The following is a 19,916-nucleotide window of genomic DNA, read 5'->3' as shown; positions in this document are numbered from 1 at the left end:
GATATATAATAAATATATTATAAATAAGAGCGGAGGAACTCTGATGATTGAATTGAAAAATGTAACCAAAGATTATGATGGCCATCTGGCCCTTAGGAATCTAAACTTGACCATTCAAAATGGTGAAATTGTCGGTCTGATTGGTCATAACGGTGCAGGAAAATCAACGACAATCAAGTCACTAGTCAGTGTCATTAATCCAACGAGTGGTCAAATCATTGTTGACGGACAAGAGTTGTCTGCTAATCGACTGGCCATCAAGAAAAAAATTGGTTATGTAGCCGACTCACCAGACCTCTTTCTTCGTTTAACAGCTAATGAATTCTGGGAGTTAGTAGCTACATCTTACGATATGAATGAAGCTGACTGTGAGAAACGCTTGCAGTATTTGTTGGAAACTTTTGACTTTGCAGATCATCGATATGAGGTCATCGAATCCTTCTCACATGGTATGCGTCAAAAAGTTTTTGTCATTGGTGCTCTACTTTCTGACCCGGATATCTGGGTTTTGGACGAACCTTTGACAGGTTTGGATCCTCAAGCGGCATTTGATCTTAAGAACATGATGCGGGAACATGCAGACAAGGGAAATACTGTTATCTTTTCAACCCATGTCCTAGAAGTGGCTGAGCAACTCTGTGATCGTTTGGCCATCTTGAAAAAAGGGGAGTTGATTTTTTATGGAACGATCGAAGAACTCAAGTCCCAACACCCTGAGCAAAGTCTAGAAACTATTTATCTGGGATTGGCTGGACGGAAAGAAGAGGTGGTCCACGATGCGCTTTAAAGCCTTAAAAAGTTTAATTCGGACGAATATTATCTATACAACACCTCCGTCAAGTCTAACACGCTTTCGTCAGAAGCAAGCCAAAAAGCCTGATAAGAAAATCAATGTTTCTAGACAGTTGATTATGACCCACTTGTTTACAAGTTTACTTTATCTTCTTATCTTTGGAGTGATGAGTGCCTTTTATCCTTTAGTAGATCATCCGGGTATCTTTACCAATATGGTATCTATTTTTAGTCTGATGGTTCTATCACAGGGATTCTTATCTTTCTACAACGTTTTCTATGAAAGTAAGGACTTGCAGTCTTATCGACCCTATGCTTTTAGTGAAGCAGAAATCATGATTGGGAAGAGTATCTCTGTTGTTCTGACAGTTTTGCTTGGAGCTCTTCCGATTTTAGCTTATTTCATAAATCTTCAGATTCAAAGTGGGAATCCTTTTTGGCTGGCTATTCCAATCGTTCTGATTTCGCTAGTGGTTTTGGGATCTGTTCTGGCTTTCGGGATTTTGACAGCTGTTCATTTTATCACTAAAACCTCTGTTTTCCGTCAGCATAAGCAAGTAGCCTCTAATATTCTTTTGGGAGTGACCAATCTCTTGATTTTTGGATCAATTATTTTGGTCAATACTCAAAACAGAGAATTACTTCTTAAAGATACAGGTAGCTATTTGCCACCGATGGAAGCCTTTTATTATTTTGGTGTTACTCCTTTTGCGCCTCAATCTCTTATTGGAATTGGCGCTTGGGCCTTGGTTGCCGTGCTTCTGTTTTCAATCGTAAAATGGAAGGTTCTACCAGAGTTTTATGAAGCGGCTTTGAAAACTTCTGAGACTGTTAATAAGAAACAACGTGTTCGTAAATTTCAACTTGGAAATCAGAAGTCATTCCCTCGCTTTGTTTGGAGCTATCAGCTTAGCTTGATCAGTGACGGTTCTGTTTTTCTTCAATCAGTCTTTATGTCTAGTGTTATGCCTTATCTCTTCATACTTCCTGGACTAATGGGCTTTATTCGGGGAGGAGGATTTGAGCTTAGCCCGTACTTAACACCGAAGTTTCTGTTACCATTGATGTTGATCACGGTGTTCATTGCTACTTTTAATGCAGGTTCGACCAACTTAACTATGATTGGGATTTCCTTGGAGCGCGAGAATTTTTCCTATTTGAAAGTACTTCCCTTTGATATGAAAGCATATCTTCGCTTAAAATTCTGGTATCTTTTCTTGATCCAGTCAATCTTGCCTCTCTTGATATTTGTTGTGGTCAACCTATTATTGGGCACCCATTGGTTATCTCTTTTGGTTATGGTCCTTGTCTGGATCAGTAATTGTTTAGCATGGAGTATCTGGGGCTTCCAACGGGACCATCGTCTCTTGGTTACCAACTGGTCTAACGTCACAGAATTATTCAACCGATCTAACAATACTCTAAAGACAATTATTGCTTTTCTAATCTTATTTGTTTTTATTGCCGCAATTGGTGGTTCCTATGCCTTGATATTCTACCTAAAAGAAGCAATAGTCTATGGTATTACCTTAGGATTTTTCCTTATTATCATGGTCCTTTCTGGTCTTCTCTATTTTCACTATGCGAATAAATTTAAAAAGGCTCTTGAATGAGAGCCTTTTTTGTTATGGTCTTTAATTTGCTATCTCATCTAGGAGACTCTGTGCAGTGGTCGTTGGATTGACACGAACACGATTGAGTGATAGAAGTCCGTCTGAGAGAGAAGCCAAGCCATTATTGGTCGTCAACCCCATTTTATATCCTAACTTTTCTGCAAGCTGAAGAGTTGTCTCACTGTAACGGCCAGAAGGATAAGCCACGGTAGTGGTTGTCTGAGAAAGATTACGATCTAAATACTCTTTTGAATCTTGTAATTCTGAATTTTGAGTATCAGCACTTGATACGGATAAATCTGGATGGTTCACGGTATGATCTTCAAAGGACATGCCATTTTTCTTCATTTCTTTGATCTCATCAAGTGTTAGAATATCTTCGCGACCTGCTTGAACAAAACCTGTAATGACATTGTTAGTAGCCTTCATTTGGTATTTTTGTAGGATAGGATAGGCTTGAGTATAGAAGTCCTTGAGACTATCATCAAAAGTTAACCAAACGACCTTCTTATTCTCTGGGAGGACATTTTCAGTTAAGGCCTTATAAGCTTCAGCAGGAGAAAGAGTGTAGTATCCTGCTTCTTTCAAAGCTTTTAAGTGGCTTTCAAAAGTTTCAGGATCAACAATTAGTCCAGAGTTAGCGGCTTCAGATGGGTCCATGACATGGATAGCATGATACATCAAGATGGGCAATTTAACAGGCTTATCTTGCTTGACCCATTTGATTTCCTCTTTCTTTTGACTAGTAGATGAGGGCTGGCTTGCCTCTTTTGAAGGGCTTGCTTTACTAACTTGGCTAGCTTCAGGCTTGCTGGCTTCTTGCTGACTATTACTGTATTCTTTCCAAAGGAAAATACCACCAGTAACGATAAAGATGAGAAGAATGAGGTTCAACAGAAGTAAGATATCTCTTTTCTTTCGAGCCTTTTTTTCTGCTGAACGATTGCGATTAGGATAAGTCATAATTTCTCCTTGGCTAGATATTTGCTTTTATTATATCAGATCTAGAGAAGAATAGTATGAATTTTGTGCTAAATTCTGATATAATAGACTTTATACAGAAAAAATTTGAGGAGTGCTTCATGTCTATTAAAATAGCTTTACTTGGTTTTGGAACAGTGGCCAGTGGTGTGCCATTTCTACTGAAGGAAAACGGAGAGAAAATCGTTCAAGCTGCCCATTCAGAGATTGAGGTTGCTAAAGTCTTGGTTAAGGATGATGCTGAAAAAGAGCGTCTTTTGGCAGCAGGAAATGACTTTAACTTTGTCACAAATGTCGAAGAAATTTTGAAGGATTCCGAAATTACCATCGTTGTCGAATTGATGGGACGGATTGAGCCGGCGAAAACTTTCATCACTCGTGCTCTTGAAGCTGGCAAGCATGTGGTAACAGCCAATAAAGACTTGCTGGCTGTTCATGGCGCAGAGCTACTGGAAATTGCTCAAAAGCAAAATGTAGCTCTCTACTATGAAGCAGCTGTTGCTGGCGGTATTCCGATCCTGCGTACCTTGGTCAATTCATTGGCTTCTGACAAAATTACCCGTATCCTAGGTGTGGTTAATGGAACCTCTAACTTTATGATGACCAAGATGGTCGAAGAAGGCTGGTCTTATGAAGATGCTCTTGCTGAAGCTCAGAAACTTGGATATGCTGAAAGTGACCCAACCAATGACGTAGATGGCATTGATGCGGCTTACAAGATGGTCATTCTTAGCCAGTTTGCCTTTGGTATGAATGTTAAGTTTGAAGATGTAGGCCATCAAGGAATTCGAAATATCACACCAGAAGATGTGGCTGTAGCTCAGGAATTGGGCTATGTAGTTAAACTAGTTGGATCTATCGAAGAGACGCCATCAGGGATCGCAGCAGAAGTAGCTCCAACTTTCCTACCTAAAGCTCATCCACTTGCTAGTGTCAATGGAGTGATGAACGCTGTCTTTGTCGAGTCGATCGGTATCGGAGAGTCTATGTACTTCGGACCGGGAGCTGGCCAAAAACCAACTGCAACTAGTGTCGTGGCAGACATTGTTCGGATTAGTCGTCGTTTGAATGAAGGAACAGTTGGCAAGGCATTTAATGAATTTAACCGTGAGTTGGTCTTGGCTAAGCCAGAAGATGTGAAGAGTAGCTATTACTTCTCTATCTTAGCGCCTGATTCTAAAGGCCAAGTTCTGCATTTGGCTGAGATTTTCAATGCTGAGGATGTTTCCTTTAAGCAGATTCTGCAGGAAGGTACAGACGGTGAGAAGGCTCGTGTAGTGATTATTACCCATGCTGTCAGCAAGACACAGCTAGAAAATGTCACTGCTAAGCTCAAAGAAGTTGCTGAGTTCGACTTGCTCAATACCTTCAAAGTATTAGGAGATTAAGATGAAGATTATTGTACCCGCTACCAGTGCTAACATTGGTCCAGGCTTTGATTCAGTCGGTGTGGCTGTCAGTAAATATTTGACCATTGAGGTTCTGGAAGAACGCGATGAGTGGCTAATCGAACATGACTTAAATCCAAGAATTCCTAAGGATAAACGAAACTTGCTAATCAAAGTAGCCTTGCAACTGGCGCCAAACCTTCAGCCTTACCGTCTGAAGATGACTAGTGACATTCCTTTGGCACGTGGTCTGGGTTCATCTAGCTCAGTTATCGTAGCTGGGATTGAATTGGCTAACCAATTAGGAAAACTGAATTTAACGGATGATGAAAAGCTGGACTGGGCAAACAAGATTGAAGGCCATCCAGACAATGTGGCTCCAGCTATCTTTGGAAATCTAGTCATATCTAGTGTTTTTAAAGGGGCTGTTTCCTCTGTTAGGGCAGACTTTCCTGAGTGCTCTTTCATTGCTTATGTTCCTAAGTACGAACTGAAGACACGGGATAGTCGCAGTGTTTTGCCTTTTAAATTTTCTTATAAGGAAGCAGTAGCAGCTAGTTCGATTGCCAATGTTGCAATTGCAGCCCTTCTTCAGGGGGACCTTGTCAAGGCAGGCCGAGCCATTGAATCGGATCGCTTCCATGAGCGTTTTCGCCAAAAACTCGTCAGAGAATTTCCTAACATTAAGAAATTGGCTAAAAAACATGGAGCTTATGCTACTTATTTATCTGGAGCAGGTCCAACAATTATGATTTTAGCTCCAAAAGATAGGGCCAAATTAATTCAAACACGGATTGAGGGATGCAAGTATAATGGAGAAGTCTTTATACTAGATGTTGACAGAGATGGTGTTCGAGTGGAATTTTAAAGGCTTTAAAATAGACGAAGAGACTGTCTATTCCTATCAAAAAAATTATGATATAATCAAATGAATATCCAACTAGGAGGTTTTACACGAATGGATAAACTTGAATGGCAGGATCTTGCTAGCCAGCTAGGACTTGAGTACGATGAAGATACGAAAATTATTTTCGGTCAGAAAGATGGGTACACTCTTTTTATTGAAGATGCTGGTGAAAAAATCTACCGAATTTGCTTTTCAGTTAAAGGTGATGAAGCACTTTCCATTGCGGAAGACCTGAAAGAATTGAAAAAATCCACTAAGGGTATGACAAATGCTCAGCTTACGCGTTACAAGCTTGTTGTTACTGTTAAAGGCGGAATGACTAAGGGTAGAACCAAAGAAACAATTGCTGAATGTTTGGAAGCTAGTGTCACCTTCTTAAAAGAGCATGGGTTAGTCAATGTTTGTGAGCACACTGGAGAAGCAGAGCCAACAGCAGTTTACCAAGTAGGAACAAACTTGTTGATTTTATCGGCTGATAGCTTCCAACAGTTGAGCTCTAATCTTGCAATTGAGAATCAAAGCTATGATCAGCAAAATGAAAATGTGATTGGCGGAATCGTCGGAGCCTTTGTTGGGTGTTTGATCGGTGGAGCTGTTACATTGGGAATCGCTCAATTGGGTTATGTCTCTTTTGTATCTGGTTTAGTTATGGGAGTTTGTACCATTAAGGGATATGAACTTTTAGGAAAGAAATTATCTAAACTTGGAATTGGTATCAGTATTTTCTTTATGCTTGTGATGATTTTATTTGTTCACCAGCTTGACTGGGCTATATTAGTTACAAGAGAAGTAGGCACAGATGTTTTCACAGCTTTCTCTTATTTCACAAATTATCTCTTATCTGGTGGAGAAGTTCACTATACCTACTGGCTTAACCTTGGATTGCTCTATCTCTTTACAGGAATTGGTGCCTACTCTATGGTACACAATGCTTTAGGTAATCATACCTTGAAGTATGTCACTAGGAAATTATAAAAGAAAACTGGCTGAGACCAGTTTTTTTGTATTTTTATCGAAAATGCCGATTAATTTTGATATAATAGAATCAATTTGTGATAAGAAAGAGAAATCATGGTGAATATAGAATTATTAAAGTCGGAACTAGCGGGAATTGATATCCGTTTTGATGAACCACTGAAGAGATATACTTATACAAAAGTTGGTGGTCCAGCCGATTATTTAGCTTTTCCTCGTAACCGATACGAATTAGTTCGACTTGTCAAGTTTGCTAATAGGGAACAAATTCCATGGATGGTTCTGGGAAATGCTAGTAATATCATTGTTCGTGATGGTGGTATTCGTGGCTTTGTGATTATGTTTGACCAGTTACACACCATTATGGTTAACGGCTATACGATTGAAGCTGAAGCTGGGGCTAAATTAATCGACACGACTCATGTAGCCTTGCATCATAGCTTGACAGGCTTTGAGTTTGCATGTGGAATTCCAGGGAGTGTAGGTGGAGCTGTTTTCATGAATGCTGGCGCCTATGGTGGCGAAATCGCTCATGTCCTGGTATCTTGTAAGGTCCTGACTCCAGAAGGAGAAATCAAGACGATTTCAGCTGAGGAAATGAAGTTTGGCTATCGCTCTTCGGTAATTCAGGAAACGGGTGATATTGTCATTTCTGCTAAATTCGCCCTTTCTCCAGGAAATTACACAGCCATCCAGCAGGAAATGAAACGTCTGACACACCTGCGTGAACTTAAGCAACCGCTAGAATATCCATCGTGTGGTTCGGTCTTTAAACGTCCTTTAGGCCATTTTGCTGGCCAGTTGATTAGTGAAGCTGGTCTCAAGGGACATCGGATTGGTGGCGTTGAGGTTTCAACCAAACACGCTGGTTTTATGGTCAATATTGCAGATGGAAATGCTCAGAACTATGAAGATTTGATTGCTCACGTGATTCAAACTGTTGAAAATGAATCTGGTATAAGGTTGGAGCGTGAAGTCCGGATTATTGGAGAGACTTTACAGTAAAATTTTACTGAGATTGAAATGTTAGATAAGAAGGTTAGTCGTTGTCTAGTAATGAACGACTTTCTGCTTTTTTCTGACCGCTACGTTTTAGTTGAGGGGGTGACGCCTATCGATATCGCAAGTATGCAGGGCACTAGTTGCCCTCGAGAAGCAGTAGCGGCTTGACAGAGCCCCAATCTGTTAATACATGAAAAAGAAGGAATTTATGTGAATTGAAAAAACCAATTATCGAATTCAAAAATGTTTCTAAGGTTTTTGAGGATAACAATACTGTTGTTTTAAAAGACATTAACTTTGAGCTAGAAGAAGGAAAATTTTATACTCTTCTGGGGGCTTCAGGGTCTGGTAAATCTACGATTTTAAATATTATCGCAGGTCTCCTAGATGCCTCTACAGGAGATGTCTTTTTGGATGGGGTACGGATCAATGACGTACCAACTAATAAACGTGATGTACACACTGTTTTTCAGTCTTATGCCCTTTTCCCGCATATGAATGTTTTTGAAAACGTAGCTTTTCCGCTACGTTTGCGTAAGGTTGAGAAGAAGGAAATTGAACGTCGTGTCAAAGAAGTGTTGAAAATGGTTCAGCTGGAAGGTTTTGATCGCCGTTCCATTCGAAAATTATCAGGAGGTCAGCGACAACGGGTAGCCATTGCTCGAGCAATCATTAATGAACCTCGAGTGGTCCTCTTAGATGAACCACTATCAGCTCTTGATTTGAAATTGCGGACGGATATGCAGTATGAACTGCGTGAGTTGCAACAGCGCCTGGGTATTACCTTTGTCTTTGTTACTCACGACCAGGAAGAAGCCCTAGCAATGAGCGATTGGATTTTTGTCATGAATGACGGGGAGATTGTCCAGTCAGGTACACCGGTTGATATCTATGATGAGCCGATTAACCATTTTGTTGCAACTTTCATTGGAGAGTCTAATATCCTTCCTGGTAAGATGATTGAGGACTATTTGGTTGAGTTCAATGGCAAACGCTTTGAAGCGGTGGACGGTGGGATGCGTCCAAATGAGTCTGTTGAAGTGGTTATTCGTCCAGAAGATCTGCGGATTACTCTACCAGAGGAAGGAAAACTTCAGGTTAAGGTTGACACCCAGCTCTTCCGTGGAGTCCACTATGAAATCATCGCCTATGACGAACTGGGAAATGAATGGATGATTCACTCGACCCGCAAAGCCATTGTTGGTGAAGTGATTGGTCTTCAGTTTGAACCAGAAGATATCCATATTATGCGTCTCAATGAAACAGAAGAAGAATTTGATGCTCGTATCGAAGAATATGTTGAAATTGAAGAACAAGAAGCTGGTCTGATTAACGCAATCGAGGAGGAAAGAGATGAAGAAAACAACCTCTAACCTCTTTATCGTTCCATATTTTTTATGGATTGTGCTTTTTGTACTAGCACCAGTGGCTATGATTATCTGGAATTCCTTCTTTAATATTGAAGGAGGATTCACCTTAGAAAACTACCGGACTTATTTTGCCTCTCAGAATCTGACCTATTTAAAAATGAGTTTCAATTCAATTTTTTACGCAGGAATTGTAACTTTGGTCACCTTATTGGTCAGTTATCCAACGGCATTTTTCTTGACTCAGCTCAAGCACAAGCAACTCTGGCTCATGCTGATTGTTTTGCCGACTTGGATTAACCTTTTGCTGAAGGCCTATGCCTTTATTGGAATTTTTGGTCAGGATGGCTCTATCAACCAATTCCTTAGTTTTATCGGAGTTGGTCCTCAGCAAATTCTTTTTACTGATTTTTCTTTTATTTTTGTTGCTAGTTATATTGAGCTTCCCTTCATGATTTTGCCAATCTTTAATGTATTGGATGATTTGGATCCAAATCTCATCAATGCTAGCCGTGATTTGGGAGCTAACCGTTGGGATACTTTCCGTCGCGTGATCTTCCCTCTTTCGATGAATGGTGTACGTTCAGGTGTTCAGTCAGTTTTCATCCCTAGTCTCAGCCTCTTTATGCTGACTCGTTTGATTGGTGGAAATCGGGTTATTACACTAGGTACGGCGATTGAGCAACATTTTCTAACGACGCAAAACTGGGGTATGGGTTCAACCATAGGAGTGGTTCTTATTATTGCCATGCTCCTGATTATGTGGGCAACTAAAGAAAGGAGAGATCGATGAAGAAACTATCCAGTATCTATCTAGCTTTTGTCTTTCTGATTCTTTATCTGCCAATCTTTTATCTGATTGGTTATGCCCTTAATGCTGGTGATGATATGAATCAATTTACCGGCTTTAGCCTGACTCACTTTGAGAACCTCTTTGGTGACAAGCGTTTGATGCTGATTTTGGCTCAAACCTTCTTTCTGGCCTTTCTCTCTGCTTTAATTGCGACAATCATTGGGACTTTTGGGGCAATCTATATTTATCAAGCCAAGAAAAAATACCAGGAAGCTTTCCTTTCTGTTAACAATGTCTTGATGGTAGCGCCGGATGTCATGATTGGTGCTAGTTTCTTGATTCTCTTTACCAATATGAAATTCCAGCTGGGCTTTATCTCAGTTCTGGCTAGCCATGTGGCCTTCTCTATTCCGATTGTTGTTTTGATGATTCTGCCAAGGCTTAAAGAAATGAACGACGATATGATTAAGGCGGCTTACGACTTAGGTGCCAGCCAGTTACAAATGCTGAAAGAAATCATGTTGCCTTATCTAACACCAGCTATTATAGCAGGGTATTTTATGGCATTTACCTACTCTTTGGATGATTTTGCAGTGACCTTCTTTGTAACAGGGAATGGGTTTACTACCTTATCAGTGGAAATTTATTCTCGTGCCCGTCAGGGGATTTCTTTGGAAATCAATGCCCTATCTGCTTTAGTCTTTCTCTTTAGTATTTTACTGGTGATTGGCTATTACTTCATTTCGCGAGAGAAGGAGGAGCAAGCATGAAAAGACTCTATTCCTTTCTAATCGGTATTGTTGCCATTGTCGCTGTCTTATGGCTAGTTAGTGTTCAGCTTGAAAATCAAACCAAAACTAGTGGTGGCGATAAGCTGGTCATCTATAACTGGGGTGACTACATTGATCCAGAACTGCTAGAAGAATTTACCAAAGAAACAGGAGTTCAAATCCAGTACGATACCTTTGATTCGAATGAATCGATGTACACTAAAATCAAGCAGGGAGGAACAACCTATGATATTGCCATCCCAAGTGAGTACATGATTGCCAAGATGATCAAAGAAAATTTGGTAGAAAAGCTAGATCACAGCCAAATCAAGGGGATGGAAAATATCGGTTCAGACTTTTTAGACCAGCCTTTTGATCCAGGAAACCAATATTCTGTTCCTTATTTTTGGGGAACTCTAGGTATTGTTTATAATAGCAAGATGGTTGACAAGGCTCCAGAACATTGGGATGACCTTTGGCGTCCTGAATACAAAAACTCTATCATGTTGATTGATGGAGCGCGTGAGGTTATGGGCTTAGGTCTCAATTCTCTTGGCTATGGGTTGAATGACAAAAATGCGGATCATTTGCAGGAAGCTGTAGACAAGCTCTACAAGCTTACACCAAACATCAAAGCCATTGTAGCAGATGAGATGAAGGGCTACATGATTCAAAACAATGCAGCAATTGGTGTAACTTTCTCTGGTGAAGCTAGGCAGATGCTAGAGAAGAACGAAGACTTGCGTTACGTAGTTCCTAGTGAAGCCAGCAACCTTTGGTTTGATAATATTGTCATTCCAAAAACAGTTAAAAATAAAAAAGCAGCTTATCAATTTATTAACTTCATGCTGCGTCCAGAAAATGCCTACAAGAATGCCCTTTATGTTGGCTATTCGACCCCAATTCCAAAGGCAAAAGAGCTTCTTCCAAAAGAAATTCAAGAAGATCAGGCCTTCTATCCTACAGAAGAAACCATGAAGCACCTAGAAGTTTATCAGCAACTAGGCCCTAAATGGTTAGGAATATACAATGACCTCTATTTACAGGTTAAGATGTATAGAAAATAAAAAAATGAGCTGGAACAGATGTTCTGGCTCATTTTATTGTTGACTTCCCTGCTCACTGCTACTAGCACTTGTCTCAGCCTGGCTAGAAGAAGTAGTGTCGTTGCTTGAAGAACTTGAACTGGTCTCTGTGCTAGTTGCAACTGAACTCTCTTGTGTGGAGGTCTCAGTGGCCTCAGAAGTGGAGGCAGTAGTAGTCTCTTTTTCGACTTCCTTGATGATAGTAGTCGTTTGAGCAGAAGAACTGGTATCTGATTTCTTTTGTTCATTGGACTTCATTGCATTCATAATAGTAATAGTCGCTGTGATAATACCCAGAACACTACCAATCAAGGTTAAGGTTTTCTGAAAAGCAGATAGGCCTTTTTTGATATGGCGCCCAGCTTTTCCAGTTTCCTGATTATCTTTATTTGTTTTCTTATTTTGACGAGAATAGTTGGTCATAATGTTTTTCAAACTCCTTTGCAAAAACTAAATATGAATTCAAGTTCATTTCATATTTTCCATTATACGTCTTTTATTTTAAAATGTCTTAAAAAAATAAAAATTTTATATTTGAAAACGCAGTCAGTAGGTTTTTTCTTTCATCTCTAGTCGAGAAGTTTTATGATAAGAGATGTCTGGGTAAACTTTCAAAATAATAAAAGAAATCCTGCTTAGGGAAACGTGGCTTTTATCATAAAGTGAGGCTGGGAATTCTTTGTCCCAGCCTCTTTTAAATACCCATAAAGAATTTTAATTTTTTCCCTCTTGTAGAACAGCTTGCGCAACGGCAAGTCTAGCTGCAGGGACCCTATAAGGCGAACAGGAAACGTAGGTAACCTCGATATCCTGGAAGAAAGAAATAGAAGCAGGATCTCCGCCAACCTCACCACAAATACCAATGGATAGATTTGGTTTTACTTGGCGAGCCTTGCTGACTGCAATTCTCATTAACTCTCCAACACCATCCTTATCAATATTTTGGAATGGATCGGATGAGAGAATGCCCTTCTTTTTATAATGGCCAATAAATTTTCCTATATCATCCCGAGAGAAACCAAAGGTCATTTGAGTCAAGTCGTTGGTTCCAAAACTAAAGAAATCAGCTTCCTGAGCCAGCTTGTCTGCGGTCAGACAAGCGCGTGGTAATTCAATCATAGTACCAATTTCATATGGGAAGGGCTTTTGTTCATACTCATTGAAGAGACACTGGATATGTTCATTTAGATATGATTTAACAAAGTCCAGTTCTTTTTTATCTGTTATCAAAGGGATCATAATTTTTGGCTTGATTTTAAGTCCTTCTTGATGCAGTCTAATGGCACTACTAAAAATAGCCTCAGCCTGCATTTTGTAAATTTCTGGCTGAGTAATTCCCAGACGGCATCCCCGATGTCCTAGCATAGGGTTACTTTCCTGCAAGTTCTCGATTTGACGGGCTAACTTTTCTGGTGACTTGTGCAATTTTTCGGCTAAAAGCTTGATTTCCTGAGGATCCTTAGGCAAAAATTCATGCATTGGTGGATCTAAAAGGCGAATAATCATCGGTTTATCCTGAATTGCTTGGAACATTTGGTAGAAGTCTTCTTCTTGGAAATGTAAAAGTAGCTTGAGGGCTATCTTAATCTCCTCTTCGTTGTCAGCGAGAATGAGGCGACGCATTTCTAGGATCCGGTCTTGACCAAAAAACATATGTTCAGTACGGGCCAGTCCAATCCCTTGAGCACCAAATTTCATAGCTGTTTCCAAATCTTTGACAGTCTCAGCATTTGCTCGAACTTTCAGACGAGCAACTTCATCAGCCCAAGAAAGCAGACGCTGTAGATCTTGATTATTTTCAACTAGGACGGTTGGGATTTCTCCGCTATAAATGAAACCTGAACTACCATCAACAGAAATGATATCTCCTTCAGTAAGGGTAAGACCTCCACATGAAAGTGTCTTGCATTCCTCGCGAATGCTTAGTTCTCCACATCCAGCGACACAGCAGGTTCCCATTCCTCTAGCGACAACGGCTGCATGAGAGGTCATACCACCTTGACTGGTTACAATAGCTTGGCTGACCACCATCCCTTCAATATCTTCTGGAGAAGTTTCCTGTCTGACTAAAATAACTTTTCTTCCCAGATCATGTAGTTCTTTAGCTCGATCAGCTGTAAAGACTATTTCACCAGTAGCAGCTCCAGGACTGGCTGGCAACCCTTGTGCTATGAATGAAGCTTTTTCCAATGCTGTATCTTCAAAGACAGGATGAATGAGCTGACTAATAGACGCAGGAGATACTCTTAAGAGGGCATCATTTTTACTGATAATACCTTGGTCTACTAAATCTAAAGCGATTTTTAAAGAGGCTTTAGCTGTCCGTTTACCATTTCTAGTTTGTAAGATATAAAGTTTCCCTTTCTCAATAGTAAATTCAATGTCCTGCATGTCTTTATAGTGGTTTTCAAGAATACTAGCATAGTTTTTAAAGGCTTTATAAGCTTGAGGCTGAGCTTTTTCTAAGGCAGCAATAGGTTCTGGAGTCCGTATGCCAGCGACTACATCTTCTCCTTGGGCATTCAATAAAAATTCCCCGAATAATTCAGCTTCACCACTAGCAGGATTTCTAGTAAAACAGACTCCAGTTCCACTATTTTGATCACTATTTCCAAAAACCATGGCTTGAACGTTTACAGCTGTTCCCAAATCATGAGAAATATGATTTAAATCACGGTAAATTTTAGCTCGGTTATTATTCCAGGACTTAAAAACAGCTTGAATAGCAGCGTAAAGCTGGTCTATCGGATTTTCTGGAAAATTCTTATTTTCTTGATGGTAGATTTCTCTATATTGCTTAACCAAGTCTTGGTGCTCAGCAATTGACAATTCTTTAAGGCATTTATTCTGATTCTTTTCAAAGTTTTCTAATAAGGTATCAAAAAGTTCTTTAGGAATTCCATATACAACGTCTGCAAACATTTGAAGAAGACGTCGGTAGCAGTTGTAGGCAAAGTCAGGATTAGTCTGTTCGGCTAATATTTGTGTCCGATGATCATTGAGCCCAAGATTCAAAATGGTATCCATCATTCCTGGCATGGAGAATTTTGCACCACTACGAACGGAGACTAAAAGCAGGTCAGAGTTCTCTCCATTAAAAGATTTATTCGTTTTCCTCTCAAGAAGGGTAATCGCTTTCAAAACATGATCTTTTAAAGAGGAATCAAAGAAATCAGGATTTTCGAGAAACTTGATACAGCTTTCTGTAGTAATGGTAAAACCTGGAGGAACAGGCAATCCCAAATTGCTCATTTCTGCTAAATTGGCTCCTTTTCCACCAAGGAGAGCTTTGTCATTCGCACTTCCTTCCTCGAAGGAATAAATCCATTTTGTCATATCTGCCTCCAAATTAATTTAATATGTGTCATATTAAAAGACAAATACATTGTAATATACATCATATATGATTGTCAAATGAAAAATAGACAGTTTTTTGTTGACATATTTAATTTTTTTGATATAATTTGTAACAAAAATGATGAATATATAAAGACTTTTAATTTAAATATGCTGAGAATAGCCAATTATTATTTTAATATTTATTTTTATCATTATAGAATACAGAAAGGTTTTATGTTAATTGAAATTAAGCGAACGACAAAAGAAAATTGTAGAAATTGTTAAAGTTCAGCAGCCTTTGAGCGGTGAGAAAATATCGGAGCTACTGGATATTTCTCGGGCGACATTACGGTCAGATCTTTCCTTTCTAACCTTGGTTGGAATTTTAAAGGCTACTCCGAAAGTTGGTTACACGTATTCCGGCACTGATCTTGAAACACTTTTCTTTTTTGATACTTTTCGAAAAGAAGTAGCAGAGATTATGACTTCTCCGGTTTTGGTAAGCCATGATTCTTATATTCAGGATGCTATTATTACTCTCTTTATGTATGATGCAGATGTTCTCTATGTCATTGATGAAGAAAAGCTTCTCCTTGGAATTATGTCGCGTAAAGATCTTTTGAGGGCTTCACTCAATTCTAATATCAATAGTACACCTGTAGCAGTTTGTATGACCAGGATGCCCCATATTAAAACATGTCACAAGAATATGAATATTTTAGAAGCTGCTGCCCTCCTTCAAGATTATGCCATAGATTCGTTGCCAATAGTGGACGAGGAGAATGAGCGTAAAATTTTAGGAAGCGTGACCAAGTCAGCTTTGTTGGATTATATTATTCAGCAAGCTCGAAGCGCTGAGGTGAATAGAGAAGAGGAATAAATATGAAAAAAGAAATGATTGTTTATAGTGTTTCAGATTCATTAGGTGGGACTTCCCAAAAGTTGCTGTCAGCAGTTACGGCTCAGTATCCAGATATCATTTTTAATAACAGCTATCGTTTCCCTTTTATTAACAAGGAGGAGGAACTGTTAGATATTTTACGTGACGCTATCAAGGATGATGCCCTAGTAATTAGTACCTTGGTTGATGGCAAGCTAGCCTCTGTAGCTAGAGAGTTTAGTCAGGCTCATGGTTTGTCCTATTTGGATTTGATGCATCCATTTTTTGAAATTATCAAGGAAAAGACGGGTACTGACCCGATTGAAGTACCTGGGACCCTTCATCGTTTAGATAGTGAGTACTTTAATAAAATTTCAGCTATTGAATTTGCGGTTAAATACGATGATGGTAAGGCACCACAGGGATTTTTAGATTCAGATATAGTCCTGTTGGGTGTTTCCCGCACGTCGAAAACACCTCTTAGCATTTACTTGGCAAACAAAGGATATAAGGTTTCAAATCTTCCTTTAATTCCAGAAGTTCCTCTGCCTCAGGTTTTGGAAAAAGTTGATTCTCGACGTTTAATTGGTCTTGTTTGTGAGCCAGAAAAATTAGCGAAAATTCGTAGTCATCGTTTGGACTCCTTGGGCTTGACCCAGGAAACCAGCTATACAGATCTGGAAAAAATTTATCAGGAATTGGACTACTCTAAAACCGTATTTAAAAAATATGGAGCTCAGATCATTAATATGTCAGATAAATCAATTGAAGAGACAGCTTTCTTGATCGAAGAGCATTTAAAGAAACTGAACTAAGCGAATGAAGCGTTAACTGTTTTTCATAAATAGGTTAGAGCGTTGGAGGGCTGATATGGAGCAATATAAGCGTATTTTACTGAAAGAATTTGACTCTCGGCAAAAGGTTATTACTGAACTAACCAACCTTGAAGCAATTTTAAACCTTCCTAAGGGGACAGAGCTTTACATCAGTGATATTCATGGAGAATTCGAGGCTTTTGACTATATTTTAAGAAGCTGTGCTGGTATTCTTAATGAAAAAATTAAGGATTGCTTTGGGGATTCTTTGTCACAAGATGATAAAAACAGACTATCAGCTTTGGTTTCCTATCCAGAACTTGTCTTGAAAGAAAGCAATAAAAGCAGAGACTGGTATAAGGACACCATCCCTCAGCTGTTAACCTTACTGGCCTTTGCAGCAGCCAAGTACAGTCGTTCCAAGCTTAGAAAGGCCTTGCCGCCTCAATATGCCTATATCATTGAAGAATTGGTTTATAGTGATACTGCTTTAGCGGATAAAAAATCTTACTTCGAAAATATTCTGTCTTATGTCATTGAGCTACGCGAAGCTGTTTCTTTTATTCTGGGGATATCTGGCAGTATCCGTCGCTTATTGATTGACCACTTGCATGTGGTGGGAGATATTTTTGATAGAGGGGCTGGTAGTCCTCAAGTCATGGATGAACTCTTGCATTTTCATTCTATAGACATTCAGTGGGGAAATCACGATATTATTTGGATGGGAGGCTTTTTCGGCTCTAAAGCCTGCATGCTCAATGCCTTGCGTATTGCAGCACGATATGGTTATCTGTGGGATATCGAAAAGGCGTATGGCTTAAATCTTCGATCCTTAACACTATTTGCGGATAGAACCTATAAGGCCAATCCTAAGTTTAGACCTATTCTGGGACATAGAGAAGACGATTTCACTGCTGAAGAAATTTTACAGTTGGAAAAGGTTCATCAAGCTCTTACCATAATACAGTTTAAGCTAGAAAGTCAATTAATAAAAAGACGCCCTGAGTTCCAGATGGAGGACCAGGTTACCTTGGATAAAATTGATTACTGGGAAGAATGTCTGACGATCGATGATAAAAAACATCCTTTGATTAATACTTGTTTTCAAACTATTGATCCAACAAATCCATCAGAATTAAGTCCAGAAGAAGCGCAAGCAGTTGACAGTATGTTGGCTTCCTTCCAAGAATCACTCAAGCTGGCTGAACATATCAACCTGCTCATGAAAAAGGGTTCAATGTATAAGATTTACAACCAACATTTGCTCTTTCATGGCTGTATTCCTCTTGAACCTTCTGGAGAGTTTCAACCTCTTATGATTCATCAAGCGCATTATGTAGGAAGAGAATTGCTGGATTTCTTTGAATACCATATTCGCCAAGCAGCAAAGAATAAAGAAATCGGCGATGATTTTTCGACAGACTTAATTTGGTATTGTTGGAGAGGCAAATTGTCCCCTCTATTTGGGAAAGATAAGATGACCACTTTAGAACGTTATTTTATCGAGGATAAGGAAACCCACAAGGAAGTGGAAAATTCTTATTTTTCTTATCGTAATTCTGAGAAAATTTGTCAATTGATTTTAGAAGAATTCGGCCTCTTTTCTCAGGAGTCTAGAATGGTCAATGGCCATACTCCAGTCAAGACAGGCAAGGGAGAATCTCCTATTCGTGGCGGTGGCTTGCTCTTCGTCATTGATGGCGGTTTGTGTGAAGCTTATCAAGAAAAGACTGGAACAGCAGGATATTCTTTGCTGAATAATTCTTACGGTTTTCAACTGGTAACCCACCAACCCTTCCAAAATGCCCAAAAGGTAGTAGAAGCACCTTTTGCCCAGACTTCTTTAAAGAAAGTTATTGAAAATGTTGAACAGCGAACTCTGATTAAATCCACTAGTATCGGTCAAATATTGATGGCTCAGCAACAAGAACTTTTTGCTCTGCTACATGAATTTTACGACTTTTAAAACATACCCTAGATTCTTCTTGAATTTAGGGCTTTTTCTTTCTTGTTCCTGTTTCTCTTTCGTGTTACAATAGGAGTATTGAATTTTAGAGGAAAGAACATGATTTATTTAGATAATTCAGCGACAACAAGACCTTATCCTGAGTCTTTGGCCACTTACACAGAGGTTGCTTCTAAAATCTGGGGAAATCCTTCCAGTCTGCACAGTTTAGGCAGTCAGGCAACCCGTCTCTTAGAAGCTTCACGTAGGCAAATTGCAGAGCTTTTGGGCAAGTCTTCGTCGGAGATTTTTTTCACGTCTGGAGGGACAGAAGGAGACAACTGGGTGCTTAAAGGAGTTGCTTTTGAAAAGATTCCCTTTGGAAAACACATCATCGTATCCAACATTGAGCATCCCGCGGTTAAAGAATCAGCCCTCTGGCTACAGAGTCAAGGGTTTGAAATAGATTTTGCCCCAGTGGACAAGGCAGGTTTTGTTGATGTAGACAAGCTAGCGGAGTTGATTCGACCAGACACCACACTAGTCTCTATCATGGCTGTCAATAATGAAATTGGCAGTATTCAACCCATTCAGAAAATATCCGAACTGCTAGCAGACAAGCCGACTATTTCCTTTCATGTGGACGCTGTACAGGCTGTTACGAAGATTCCAACAGCTGCTTATCTGACGGATCGCGTGGATTTTGCGACATTTTCCAGTCATAAATTTCATGGTCTTCGGGGTGTGGGATTTGTCTATATCAAGTCTGGCAAGAAAATCAGTCCGCTTTTGACTGGTGGAGGTCAGGAGTCGGACAAACGCTCAACGACGGAGAATTTAGCTGGCATTGCTGCGACAGCCAAGGCCCTGCGTTTGTCTATGGAAAGGCAAGAAGTATTTGCCCAGAGGACGACTCAGATGAAGAAGATTCTCCTTGAAGAGCTGCAGAAGTATCCAGATGTGATGATTTTCTCAGACATGGAAGATTTTGCGCCCCATATACTAACCTTTGGTATCAAGGGAGTGCGTGGCGAAGTTGTCGTTCATGCATTTGAAGACTACGAGATTTATATCTCGACTACCAGCGCTTGCTCTTCTAAGGCTGGAAAGCCAGCAGGAACCCTAATCGCTATGGGGGTTGAAAAGTCTATCGCTCAAACGGCTGTCCGTATCAGTTTGGATCTTGACAATGATATGAGCCAGATGGAGCAGTTTTTGACAACTTTTAAAATCATTTACGAAAAAACTAGAAAAGTAAGGTAAA

18 protein-coding genes are annotated in these 19,916 nt (G+C 39.7%); 15 read left to right on the top strand and 3 right to left on the bottom strand.

Annotated features, from left to right (window positions below; all coding sequences use genetic code 11):
* The first annotated feature begins 43 nt into the window (after positions 1-43).
* The gene (locus tag PCY09_RS03440; protein ID WP_125396968.1) at positions 44-787 is read left to right on the top strand and encodes an ABC transporter ATP-binding protein; all 744 of its coding nucleotides are present in this window, start codon (positions 44-46) and stop codon (positions 785-787) included.
* Entirely contained in the window at positions 777-2,405 is a 1,629-nt protein-coding gene (locus PCY09_RS03435) for a hypothetical protein (RefSeq protein ID WP_125396969.1), read from the top strand. The genes PCY09_RS03440 and PCY09_RS03435 overlap by 11 nt, the downstream gene beginning before the upstream one ends.
* A 21-nt stretch (positions 2,406-2,426) precedes the next feature.
* Here the strand turns inward: PCY09_RS03435 and PCY09_RS03430 are convergent, their stop codons facing one another.
* Positions 2,427-3,368, bottom strand: a complete 942-nt coding sequence (locus tag PCY09_RS03430; protein WP_060553977.1) for a polysaccharide deacetylase family protein — start codon at positions 3,366-3,368, stop codon at positions 2,427-2,429.
* Positions 3,369-3,487: 119 nt separating this feature from the next.
* Between PCY09_RS03430 and PCY09_RS03425 the strand changes: the two genes are divergently transcribed.
* The 9 genes from PCY09_RS03425 (at position 3,488) to PCY09_RS03385 (ending at position 11,655) form a co-directional block, all read left to right on the top strand.
* Positions 3,488-4,774 (top strand): homoserine dehydrogenase, encoded by a 1,287-nt coding sequence (locus PCY09_RS03425; RefSeq protein WP_060553976.1) that lies wholly within the window; start codon positions 3,488-3,490, stop codon positions 4,772-4,774.
* A gap of 1 nt (position 4,775) precedes the next feature.
* Positions 4,776-5,642, top strand: a complete 867-nt coding sequence (thrB, locus tag PCY09_RS03420; RefSeq protein ID WP_061601865.1) for a homoserine kinase — start codon at positions 4,776-4,778, stop codon at positions 5,640-5,642.
* A 90-nt stretch (positions 5,643-5,732) separates the two neighbouring features.
* Positions 5,733-6,656: a hypothetical protein gene (locus PCY09_RS03415; RefSeq protein ID WP_061601864.1), complete on the top strand. Its 924-nt coding sequence runs from the start codon at positions 5,733-5,735 to the stop codon at positions 6,654-6,656.
* A 96-nt stretch (positions 6,657-6,752) separates the two neighbouring features.
* The gene (gene murB, locus PCY09_RS03410) at positions 6,753-7,661 is read left to right on the top strand and encodes a UDP-N-acetylmuramate dehydrogenase (RefSeq protein WP_046165814.1); all 909 of its coding nucleotides are present in this window, start codon (positions 6,753-6,755) and stop codon (positions 7,659-7,661) included.
* Positions 7,662-7,679: 18 nt separating this feature from the next.
* On the top strand, positions 7,680-7,826 hold the full coding sequence (locus PCY09_RS03405; RefSeq protein WP_155718594.1) for a hypothetical protein: 147 nt from the start codon (positions 7,680-7,682) through the stop codon (positions 7,824-7,826).
* 47 nt (positions 7,827-7,873) lie between these two features.
* A complete protein-coding gene (locus PCY09_RS03400) occupies positions 7,874-9,031 on the top strand; it encodes an ABC transporter ATP-binding protein (RefSeq protein ID WP_045502205.1) in 1,158 nt (385 codons plus the stop codon).
* The gene (locus tag PCY09_RS03395) at positions 9,012-9,818 is read left to right on the top strand and encodes an ABC transporter permease (RefSeq protein WP_012000265.1); all 807 of its coding nucleotides are present in this window, start codon (positions 9,012-9,014) and stop codon (positions 9,816-9,818) included. Before PCY09_RS03400 ends, PCY09_RS03395 begins: the two co-directional genes overlap by 20 nt.
* Positions 9,815-10,588, top strand: coding sequence for an ABC transporter permease (locus PCY09_RS03390; protein ID WP_008808976.1), 774 nt, complete (start codon positions 9,815-9,817; stop codon positions 10,586-10,588). The genes PCY09_RS03395 and PCY09_RS03390 overlap by 4 nt, the downstream gene beginning before the upstream one ends.
* A complete protein-coding gene (locus PCY09_RS03385) occupies positions 10,585-11,655 on the top strand; it encodes an ABC transporter substrate-binding protein (RefSeq protein ID WP_045634615.1) in 1,071 nt (356 codons plus the stop codon). Before PCY09_RS03390 ends, PCY09_RS03385 begins: the two co-directional genes overlap by 4 nt.
* 33 nt (positions 11,656-11,688) lie before the next feature.
* On the opposite strand, the gene PCY09_RS03380 is transcribed toward PCY09_RS03385, so the two are convergent.
* Positions 11,689-12,096 (bottom strand): DUF6556 family protein, encoded by a 408-nt coding sequence (locus PCY09_RS03380; protein ID WP_045634614.1) that lies wholly within the window; start codon positions 12,094-12,096, stop codon positions 11,689-11,691.
* A gap of 291 nt (positions 12,097-12,387) precedes the next feature.
* Positions 12,388-15,009 carry a pyruvate, phosphate dikinase gene (gene ppdK / locus PCY09_RS03375; protein ID WP_125396970.1) on the bottom strand — a complete coding sequence of 874 codons (2,622 nt, stop codon included), beginning with the start codon at positions 15,007-15,009 and terminating at the stop codon, positions 12,388-12,390.
* A gap of 244 nt (positions 15,010-15,253) precedes the next feature.
* Here ppdK and PCY09_RS03370 point away from each other — a divergent pair, with 244 nt between their 5' ends.
* From PCY09_RS03370 to PCY09_RS03355, 4 genes are all read left to right on the top strand, one after another.
* Positions 15,254-15,892, top strand: a complete 639-nt coding sequence (locus tag PCY09_RS03370) for a CBS domain-containing protein (protein WP_012000270.1) — start codon at positions 15,254-15,256, stop codon at positions 15,890-15,892.
* A 2-nt stretch (positions 15,893-15,894) separates the two neighbouring features.
* On the top strand, positions 15,895-16,707 hold the full coding sequence (locus tag PCY09_RS03365) for a pyruvate, water dikinase regulatory protein (protein WP_012000271.1): 813 nt from the start codon (positions 15,895-15,897) through the stop codon (positions 16,705-16,707).
* A gap of 55 nt (positions 16,708-16,762) precedes the next feature.
* The gene (locus PCY09_RS03360) at positions 16,763-18,673 is read left to right on the top strand and encodes a fructose-1,6-bisphosphatase (protein ID WP_125377352.1); all 1,911 of its coding nucleotides are present in this window, start codon (positions 16,763-16,765) and stop codon (positions 18,671-18,673) included.
* 99 nt (positions 18,674-18,772) lie between these two features.
* Positions 18,773-19,915, top strand: coding sequence for a cysteine desulfurase family protein (locus PCY09_RS03355; RefSeq protein WP_061598689.1), 1,143 nt, complete (start codon positions 18,773-18,775; stop codon positions 19,913-19,915).
* Position 19,916 lies beyond the last annotated feature (1 nt).

This window comes from Streptococcus sp. SG2 (assembly GCF_030439925.1).
In the GTDB taxonomy this organism is placed as follows: domain Bacteria; phylum Bacillota; class Bacilli; order Lactobacillales; family Streptococcaceae; genus Streptococcus; species Streptococcus gordonii.
The sequence above is the reverse complement of the archived record's forward strand: the minus strand, read 5'-3'. Positions and strand labels throughout refer to the sequence as shown.